At 67.9% G+C, this 6,268-nt stretch carries 12 protein-coding genes; all 12 read left to right on the top strand.

Going from position 1 to position 6,268, the window contains the following annotated elements; genetic code table 11:
- Positions 1 to 393: 393 nt before the first annotated feature.
- The 12 genes from rpsJ to rplN all read left to right on the top strand — a co-directional run bounded on the left by rpsJ (position 394) and on the right by rplN (position 6,266).
- Entirely contained in the window at positions 394 to 702 is a 309-nt protein-coding gene (gene rpsJ / locus ACXJKG_RS05485; protein ID WP_013117879.1) for a 30S ribosomal protein S10, read from the top strand.
- A gap of 22 nt (positions 703 to 724) precedes the next feature.
- Positions 725 to 1,384: a 50S ribosomal protein L3 gene (gene rplC, locus ACXJKG_RS05480; RefSeq protein ID WP_456844737.1), complete on the top strand. Its 660-nt coding sequence runs from the start codon at positions 725 to 727 to the stop codon at positions 1,382 to 1,384.
- Between the two features lie 2 nt (positions 1,385 to 1,386).
- Positions 1,387 to 2,073, top strand: coding sequence for a 50S ribosomal protein L4 (gene rplD, locus ACXJKG_RS05475; protein ID WP_456844738.1), 687 nt, complete (start codon positions 1,387 to 1,389; stop codon positions 2,071 to 2,073).
- Positions 2,070 to 2,372 carry a 50S ribosomal protein L23 gene (gene rplW / locus ACXJKG_RS05470; protein ID WP_456844736.1) on the top strand — a complete coding sequence of 101 codons (303 nt, stop codon included), beginning with the start codon at positions 2,070 to 2,072 and terminating at the stop codon, positions 2,370 to 2,372. Before rplD ends, rplW begins: the two co-directional genes overlap by 4 nt.
- A gap of 16 nt (positions 2,373 to 2,388) precedes the next feature.
- A complete protein-coding gene (gene rplB, locus ACXJKG_RS05465; protein ID WP_055912153.1) occupies positions 2,389 to 3,228 on the top strand; it encodes a 50S ribosomal protein L2 in 840 nt (279 codons plus the stop codon).
- A 12-nt stretch (positions 3,229 to 3,240) separates the two neighbouring features.
- On the top strand, positions 3,241 to 3,522 hold the full coding sequence (gene rpsS, locus ACXJKG_RS05460; RefSeq protein ID WP_028045064.1) for a 30S ribosomal protein S19: 282 nt from the start codon (positions 3,241 to 3,243) through the stop codon (positions 3,520 to 3,522).
- A gap of 56 nt (positions 3,523 to 3,578) precedes the next feature.
- Positions 3,579 to 3,947: a 50S ribosomal protein L22 gene (gene rplV, locus ACXJKG_RS05455; RefSeq protein ID WP_055912156.1), complete on the top strand. Its 369-nt coding sequence runs from the start codon at positions 3,579 to 3,581 to the stop codon at positions 3,945 to 3,947.
- On the top strand, positions 3,947 to 4,780 hold the full coding sequence (gene rpsC / locus ACXJKG_RS05450; RefSeq protein ID WP_456844735.1) for a 30S ribosomal protein S3: 834 nt from the start codon (positions 3,947 to 3,949) through the stop codon (positions 4,778 to 4,780). The genes rplV and rpsC overlap by 1 nt, the downstream gene beginning before the upstream one ends.
- A 3-nt stretch (positions 4,781 to 4,783) precedes the next feature.
- On the top strand, positions 4,784 to 5,200 hold the full coding sequence (gene rplP, locus ACXJKG_RS05445) for a 50S ribosomal protein L16 (RefSeq protein ID WP_055912160.1): 417 nt from the start codon (positions 4,784 to 4,786) through the stop codon (positions 5,198 to 5,200).
- Complete coding sequence (gene rpmC, locus ACXJKG_RS05440; RefSeq protein ID WP_055912162.1) at positions 5,200 to 5,439, top strand: 50S ribosomal protein L29; 240 nt, start codon at positions 5,200 to 5,202, stop codon at positions 5,437 to 5,439. The genes rplP and rpmC overlap by 1 nt, the downstream gene beginning before the upstream one ends.
- Positions 5,440 to 5,444: 5 nt before the next feature.
- Positions 5,445 to 5,738 carry a 30S ribosomal protein S17 gene (gene rpsQ / locus ACXJKG_RS05435; RefSeq protein ID WP_307494133.1) on the top strand — a complete coding sequence of 98 codons (294 nt, stop codon included), beginning with the start codon at positions 5,445 to 5,447 and terminating at the stop codon, positions 5,736 to 5,738.
- 159 nt (positions 5,739 to 5,897) lie between these two features.
- Positions 5,898 to 6,266: a 50S ribosomal protein L14 gene (gene rplN, locus ACXJKG_RS05430; protein ID WP_034625870.1), complete on the top strand. Its 369-nt coding sequence runs from the start codon at positions 5,898 to 5,900 to the stop codon at positions 6,264 to 6,266.
- The last annotated feature ends 2 nt before the right edge of the window (positions 6,267 to 6,268 follow it).

Raw genomic sequence — 6,268 nt, 5'->3', positions numbered from 1 at the left:
GGCCGGGGCCGGGACGCCGGGCCGTGCGAGGCGGCTGGTCGCGCAGGCGGGGGGCGAGCCGCGGAGCGGCCGGGCCGCCCGCGTGCTTGTGCGCGAGATCACGCGGATCCTCGGTCCGGGTGTGACCTAGGCGATTGGAGTTCCGGGGCGCACTCTGGCACACTGTTCAGGTTGCCTAGTTGAGGGCGGCGCGTTAGCGCGCGCGGCACACGACAGGGCTCGCACACGTGGACGGCGTCTGGACCCCGGGATTACCCGGTGGTTGACGCCCGACAACAACCACCGATCTCGTGCCGGAAACGGTACGCAGCGCAACGGTGTGTCGCGCATTGCGACACGCCCGAGTGCGGGGGTCGGACGGAGCCGGTTTCAACAGAGAGAAGTAGACGCGCCATGGCGGGACAGAAGATCCGCATCAGGCTCAAGTCCTACGACCACGAAGTCATCGACAGCTCGGCGCGCAAGATCGTCGACACGGTGACTCGCGCTGGTGCGTCGGTCGTGGGTCCGGTGCCGCTGCCGACGGAGAAGAACGTCTTCTGCGTCATCCGGTCGCCCCACAAGTACAAGGACAGCCGCGAGCACTTCGAGATGCGTACGCACAAGCGGCTCATCGACATCATCGATCCCACGCCGAAGGCCGTCGACTCGCTCATGCGTCTCGACCTGCCTGCGGACGTGAACATCGAGATCAAGCTCTGACGCTGGGAAGGAACTGATTTCTATGGTTACCCAGCAGAACGAGCGCGCAGTCACGGCTCTCATCGGCACGAAGCTCGGCATGACCCAGGTGTGGGACGACAACGGTCGTCTCGTCCCGGTCACCGTCGTCGCTGTCGGGACGAACGTCGTGACCCAGGTGCGCTCCGCTGACGCTGACGGCTACGCCGCGGTCCAGCTGGCCCACGGCCAGATCGACCCGCGCAAGGTCACCAAGCCGCTGAAGGGCCACTTCGAGAAGGCCGGCGTCACGCCGCGCCGGCACGTGGCCGAGATCCGCACGCCGAACGCTTCCGAGTTCACGCTCGGCCAGGAGCTGCAGGCCGACCTCTTCGAGGCCGGTTCGCTCGTGGACGTCATCGGCACCACCAAGGGCAAGGGCACCGCCGGTGTCATGAAGCGTCACGGCTTCCACGGCGTCGGCGCCTCGCACGGTGCGCACCGCAACCACCGCAAGCCCGGCTCGATCGGTGGCGCTTCGACGCCGTCGCGCGTGTTCAAGGGCATCAAGATGGCCGGTCGCATGGGCGTGGACCGCCAGACCACCCAGAACCTGACCGTGCACGCGGTCGACGTCGAGCGGGGTTTCATCCTCGTCAAGGGTGCCGTTCCCGGCCCCAAGGGTGGCGTCGTGGTCGTGCGTTCCGCTGTGAAGGGGGCGTGACCATGAGTGACACGCTGACTGTCGACGTCGTCGACGCCCAGGGCCAGAAGGCCGGCTCGGCCGACCTGCCCGCGGACGTCTTCGACGTGCAGACCAACATCCCGCTGATCCACCAGGTCGTCGTCGCGCAGCTCGCGGCGGCACGCCAGGGCACCCACGACACGAAGAGCCGTGGCGAGGTCCGTGGTGGTGGGCGCAAGCCGTACAAGCAGAAGGGCACCGGCCGCGCCCGTCAGGGTTCGACGCGTGCTCCGCAGTTCGCCGGTGGTGGCGTCGTCCACGGCCCCACCCCGCGTGACTACTCGCAGCGCACCCCCAAGAAGATGAAGGCCGCGGCGCTCCGCGGTGCTCTCTCGGACCGCGCTCGTGCCGGCCGCGTGCACGTCGTCTCGGGCTTCGCCCCGGGCACCGCGCCCTCGACCAAGTCCGCGCTCGCCGTGCTCGACAACCTGTCGGGGCGCAAGCACGTCCTGGTCGTCGTCGAGCGTCAGGACGAGATCACGTGGAAGTCGCTGCGGAACGTCGAGCGGGTGCACCTGCTGGTCGCTGACCAGCTCAACACCTACGACGTCCTGATCTCGGACGACGTCGTGTTCACGCAGGGCGCGCTCGACGCGTTCCTGGCGGGCCCCGTCAAGGGTGCCTCCGCTGTGGCCACGTCCTCCGAGGCTGAGGAGGAGACCAAGTGACCGACATCGGCAAGAACCCGCGCGACATCCTGCTCGCGCCGGTCGTCTCCGAGAAGAGCTACGGCCTGCTCGACGAGGGGAAGTACACCTTCCTCGTCGACCCGCGGGCGAACAAGACCGAGATCAAGATTGCCGTCGAGCAGGTCTTCGGCGTCAAGGTCGACTCGGTCAACACCGCGAACCGTCAGGGCAAGGCCCGTCGGACCCGTTTCGGCACCGGCCGCCGCAAGGACACGAAGCGTGCGATCGTCACCCTCCGCGAGGGAACGATCGACATCTTCGGTGGTCCGGTCGGCTGAAGAGGACTGAGAACTCATGGGAATCCGTAAGTACAAGCCGACAACGCCGGGCCGTCGTGGCTCGAGCGTGGCCGACTTCGTCGAGATCACGCGCTCCACGCCGGAGAAGTCGCTGGTCCGTCCCCTCCACAAGACGGGCGGCCGCAACTCCACGGGTCGCATCACCACCCGTCACCAGGGTGGCGGCCACAAGCGTGCGTACCGCGTCATCGACTTCCGTCGCCACGACAAGGACGGCGTGCCGGCCAAGGTCGCTCACATCGAGTACGACCCCAACCGCACCGCCCGCATCGCTCTGCTGCACTACGCCGACGGCGAGAAGCGCTACATCATCGCGCCGAACAAGCTGTCGCAGGGTGACCGCATCGAGAACGGCCCCGGCGCCGACATCAAGCCCGGCAACAACCTGCCGCTGCGCAACATCCCGACCGGTACGGTCATCCACGCCATCGAGCTGCGGCCCGGTGGCGGTGCGAAGATCGCCCGCTCGGCTGGTGCGTCCGTGCAGCTCGTCGCCAAGGACGGCCCCTACGCCCAGCTGCGTATGCCGTCCGGTGAGATCCGCAACGTCGACCTGCGCTGCCGCGCGACGGTCGGCGAGGTGGGCAACGCCGAGCAGTCGAACATCAACTGGGGCAAGGCCGGCCGCATGCGCTGGAAGGGCAAGCGCCCGACCGTCCGTGGTGTCGCCATGAACCCGATCGACCACCCGCACGGTGGTGGCGAGGGCAAGACGTCCGGTGGACGTCACCCCGTCAGCCCGTGGGGCCAGGCCGAGGGCCGTACCCGTCGTCCGAACAAGCCGAGCGACAAGCTCATCGTGCGCCGTCGGCGCACCGGCAAGAACAAGCGCTGATAGGAGCCTGAGATGCCACGTAGCCTGAAGAAGGGCCCGTTCGTCGACGGTCACCTGCAGAAGAAGGTCGACGTCCAGAACACCGCCGGCACGAAGAACGTCATCAAGACGTGGTCGCGCCGTTCGGTCATCACGCCGGACTTCCTCGGCCACACGTTCGCTGTGCACGACGGACGCAAGCACACCCCGGTGTTCGTGACGGAGTCGATGGTCGGGCACAAGCTCGGCGAGTTCGCTCCGACGCGGACGTTCCGCGGCCACGAGAAGGACGACCGGAAGGGTCGTCGCCGCTGACCCCCGGGTCAGCCAGGCGACGCCCTCACCGGCAGAGACAAGAAGGCAGGACAGCAATGGAAGCCAAGGCGAAGGCGCGGTTCGTCCGCGTCACGCCCCAGAAGGCCCGGCGCGTCGTGGACCTCATCCGTGGCAAGCAGGCCGGCGAGGCCGTGGCGGTGCTGAAGTTCGCGCCGCAGGCCGCGGGGGAGACGGTGCTCAAGGTTGTGGAGAGCGCGATCGCCAACGCTCGGGAGACCGCCAAGCGGTCGAACGAGCGTCTGGACGAGGCGGACCTCTACATCTCCGAGGTGTTCGTCGACGAGGGTCCGACGCTCAAGCGGTTCCGTCCGCGAGCGCAGGGTCGGGCCAGCCAGATCCTCAAGCGGACGAGCCACATCACCGTGGTCGTCGCTGAGCGCGAGACGAAGGGACGGGCCCGATAGTGGGACAGAAAGTCAACCCGCTCGGGTACCGCCTGGGCATCACGACCGACCACCGCTCGCGTTGGTTCGCCGACTCGACCAAGCCGGGTCAGCGCTACCGCGACTACGTGGGCGAGGACGTCAAGATCCGCAAGCTCATGGCCACTGGCCTCGAGCGTGCCGGCATCGCCAAGGTCGAGATCGAGCGCACGCGTGACCGCGTCCGCGTCGACATCCACACCGCCCGCCCGGGCATCGTCATCGGGCGTCGTGGCGCGGAGGCCGACCGCATCCGTGGCGAGCTCGAGAAGCTGACGGGCAAGCAGGTCCAGCTGAACATCCTCGAGGTCAAGAACGCCGAGATCGAGGCTCAGCTGGTCGCCCAGGGCATCGCCGAGCAGCTGGCGAGCCGCGTCTCGTTCCGCCGTGCCATGCGCAAGGGCATCCAGTCGGCCCAGCGCGCCGGTGCCAAGGGCATCCGCGTGCAGGTCTCCGGTCGCCTCGGCGGCGCGGAGATGAGCCGCACGGAGTTCTACCGCGAGGGTCGGGTGCCGCTGCACACGCTGCGCGCGAACATCGACTACGGCTTCTTCGAGGCTCGCACCACCTTCGGGCGCATCGGCGTCAAGGTGTGGGTCTACAAGGGCGACATGACCGAGAAGGAGTTTGCTCGCGAGCAGGCGACCCAGGCCCCGCGCCCGGCTCGTGGCCCGCGGACGGACCGTGGCGAGCGCAGCGACCGTGGCCCCCGGGCCGGCGCTCCCCGTCGCGACCGTGCTGACGCTCCTGACGCAACCGAGGCCGCCTCCGCTCCCGCGGAGACCCCGGCCGCTGACAGCGGAACGGAGGCCTGAGCCGTGCTGATCCCGCGCAGGCTGAAGCACCGTAAGCAGCACCACCCGGGGCGCTCCGGCGCCGCGACCGGTGGTACCGCGATCTCCTTCGGTGAGTACGGCATCCAGGCTCTCGAGCCCGCCTACGTCACCAACCGGCAGATCGAGGCTGCTCGTATTGCCATGACCCGCCACATCAAGCGTGGAGGGAAGGTCTGGATCAACATCTACCCGGACCGCCCCCTCACCAAGAAGCCTGCCGAGACCCGCATGGGTTCCGGCAAGGGTTCGCCCGAGTGGTGGATCGCCAACGTCAAGCCCGGCCGAGTTCTCTTCGAGCTCGCCGGCGTCCCGGAGCCCCTGGCTCGCGAGGCCATGCGCCGCGCGCAGCACAAGCTCCCGATGAAGACACGTTTTGTGGTTCGCGAGGGTGGTAACTGATGACTATCGGCACCAAGGAACTGGCTCCCAGCGAGCTGGACACCTTCGACGACGAGAAGCTTGTCGCCGAGCTGAAGAAGTCCAAGGAGGAGCTGTTCAACCTCCGCTTCCAGTCCGCGACCGGTCAGCTCGAGAGCCACGGGCGTCTCAAGGCCGTTCGTCGCGACATCGCGCGGATCTACACGATCCTGCGTGAGCGCGAGCTCGGCATCCGTACCGCCCCGAGCGCGAGCGAGTGAGACTGATGAGCGACGAGAAGAACGAGAAGACGACGGCGATCGCCGAGAAGCGCGGCGACCGCAAGACGCGCCGCGGCTACGTGGTCAGCGACAAGATGGAGAAGACCGTCGTGGTCGAGGTCGAGGACCGGGTCAAGCACCCGCTCTACGGCAAGGTCATCCGGCGGACGAGCAAGGTCAAGGCGCACGACGAGCTGGGCTCGGCGGGCGTGGGCGACCTTGTGGTCATCATGGAGACCCGGCCGCTGAGCGCCACCAAGCGGTGGCGCCTGGTCGAGGTCCTCGAGAAGGCGAAGTAGGCCTTCAGCACGGCCTAGCACGACCCCCCAGTTGCCCACGGGCGCCGGGTGCCGCTCGCAAGACGACACCCGGCGCAACGTGTGCATCACGGCAACTACCCGTTCGGCCAGGCTCGGCTCGACCCGAACCGAGAACCCGCCAGACGACAGGAGCAGGTAATGATCCAGCAGGAGTCGCGACTTCGTGTCGCCGACAACACTGGTGCGAAGGAGATCCTTTGCATCCGTGTGCTCGGCGGCTCCGGCCGTCGCTACGCAGGCATCGGTGACGTCATCGTCGCCACCGTCAAGGACGCCATCCCCGGCGGCAACGTCAAGAAGGGCGACGTCGTCAAGGCTGTCATCGTGCGCACCCGCAAGGAGCGCCGCCGTCCGGACGGTTCCTACATCAAGTTCGACGAGAACGCCGCAGTGATCCTCAAGAACGACGGGGAGCCCCGTGGCACGCGCATCTTCGGCCCGGTGGGCCGCGAGCTGCGCGACAAGAAGTTCATGAAGATCATCTCGCTGGCGCCGGAGGTGCTCTGACC

The sequence above is a fragment of the Cellulomonas sp. P5_C6 genome (assembly GCF_054049635.1).
The sequence above is the reverse complement of the archived record's forward strand: the minus strand, read 5'-3'. Positions and strand labels throughout refer to the sequence as shown.